General features: G+C 43.8%; 1 protein-coding gene and 2 tRNA genes. All 3 read left to right on the top strand.

Translation table 11 applies throughout. From position 1 onward, the window contains the following. Position 1 precedes the first annotated feature (1 nt). A tRNA-Asn gene (locus R7P67_RS23170) sits at positions 2–77 on the top strand. A gap of 275 nt (positions 78–352) precedes the next feature. After that, a complete protein-coding gene (locus R7P67_RS23175) occupies positions 353–1,978 on the top strand; it encodes a methyl-accepting chemotaxis protein (protein WP_262654068.1) in 1,626 nt (541 codons plus the stop codon). A 233-nt stretch (positions 1,979–2,211) separates the two neighbouring features. Further along, positions 2,212–2,287 (top strand) — tRNA-Phe (locus R7P67_RS23180). The last annotated feature ends 1 nt before the right edge of the window (position 2,288 follow it).

Raw genomic sequence — 2,288 nt, forward strand, 5'->3', positions numbered from 1 at the left:
TTCCTCCTTAGCTCAGTTGGTAGAGCGACGGACTGTTAATCCGCAGGTCGCTGGTTCGAGCCCAGCAGGAGGAGCCACTTTTAAAGCCGCATCACTTGATGCGGCTTTTTTGTATCTGCTTTATACGTCATTTCTCGTTTTCCCATTTATCTGCACTTCATTTCTAAACATCAGCGAACATTAAATCCTTTCTTCAAAAATACTTATTTCACGATAAAAATTTAATCCTCATCGTAATTTCAATACGCATTAGTATCCGAGCATATTCATCTTCACTAAGATGCCCGAGTTATTACATTTCTTCTTTTAGCTATGCCTTGCATAGTGATAACACTTTATTTGTGAGCTAAATATGAAACTAAAAACTCAAGCCTATTTATTATCTGCGATCATATTGCTAGCTCTCCTAGCTCTGACCGCAACGGGCTTATGGACACTTCGCGTCGCAAGTAACCTTGATAACAAAGCTCGAGTTACTGAGCTATTTAAAAGTGCGTACAGCATACTTACCGAAGTAGAAAAGATGGCTATCGAAGGCAAAATGCCGGATGACGAAGCGAAAGCATTAGCCACTCGCCTACTTCGTAACAATATCTACAAAGACAACGAATACGTTTATGTCGCAGATGAAAATATGATGTTCATCGCCGCACCACTAGACCCTCAACTGCACGGTACCAGCTTCCATGACTTTAAAGATGGCAGTGGTAATAGCGTAGGCCAACTCATTCTAGATGTATTGGGGCACAAAACAGGTCAGATCGTTGAATATACCTGGAGCCAAAAACAAGCAGATGGCAGCATTGAAGAAAAACACTCGATAGCAGAAAAAACACCACACTGGGGCTGGGTTGTCGGTACAGGTATTGGCTTTAATGAAGTTAACGCACGTTTTTGGTCGACAGCACAATGGCAGCTTGTGCTATGTCTGATTATCGCGGGAAGCATTCTAAGTGGCCTGATCATTTCGATTCGCAAAATGCTTCATCTACTTGGTGGAGAGCCTAACGATGTGCGCAAAGCAGTTCAAGCTGTCGCTCAAGGAGACATTCAGACCAGTTTTGATACTGTGGCACCGAGAGGAAGTATCTATCGTGCCGTGCAAGATATGAGTCAATCACTAGCTACTATGGTGACAAACCTAGAGAAGTCTATGCATGCACTGCGCGCAGAGTTGTTTGCCGTAGAAGCTCGATCAAATACGATTGCCGATCTTACCGTATCTCAGCAGCAATCAACGGCGATGATTGCCACTGCGATGACTGAAATGGCATCTTCAGCCAACCATGTTGCCAATTCAGCAAGCGACACCGCAAACAATACGGACGAGGCTGACAAACAAAGCCAACATACTCAGAAACTCATTCATAACACGGTTGAAAACATTCAAGGTTTAGCTTCTCAATTAAATACTGCGAGTAAAGCGGTCGCCGATCTAGATCAGGATGTAAATAATATTGTAAAAGTGCTCGATGTGATTGGTGATATCGCAGAGCAAACAAACCTATTGGCACTCAATGCAGCCATTGAAGCAGCACGTGCTGGAGAACAAGGCCGAGGCTTCGCAGTCGTTGCTGATGAGGTACGCAACCTAGCAGGACGCACACAAGACAGCACAAAAGAGATTCAGTATATGATCTCCAATCTGCAAGAAGGCTCTCGCAATGCCATTCACACAATGGAAATATGTGCAGAAACTAGTGAAAGCACTGTTACAGAGTCTAAGAATGCCTCTGAAGCTCTACAGCAAATTGTAACGGCGTTAGAATCTATCACCACAATGAGCCAGCAGATCGCTACTGCTGCCGCTGAGCAGACGCAGGTTAGCGATGATATTGCGCTACGCATAAACCTTATCGAGGAAAGCGGAGGCCAACTCAACTCTGTCGTAACCGAGAGCCAATCAAGTACTCAAAGTTTAGCTTCACTAGCGAATGAGCTAGAAGGTTGGGTAAACAAGTTCTCAGTAAAGCACTAGTTTAAAGTCAATTGTTCAATAAAAAGCACGTTTTCAGACGTGCTTTTTTGTTTTTATCGCCTTTATTTTGCAAGTGAACACACTATCAATGTTAAAACATCGCTTAAAGCATGGCGCATTGCTGCTAAAAACGCATAAAAACAGCCCACTCCGAGCACAAATTCATCAAACGATATTTTATTTTAATTTTATTGTTGACCTGAAAGCCGAAAAGCCTTTTAATACACCTCGTCGCCCGGATAGCTCAGTCGGTAGAGCAGAGGATTGAAAATCCTCGTGTCGGTGGTTCGATTCCGCCTCCGGGCACCAC

This window comes from Vibrio sp. Vb0937 (genome assembly GCF_033338855.1).

Bases quoted from the DNA above. Each gene is read 5' to 3' on its own strand.
- R7P67_RS23175 (WP_262654068.1), top strand. From the start codon at position 353: ATGAAACTAAAAACTCAAGCCTATTTATTATCTGCGATCATATTGCTA.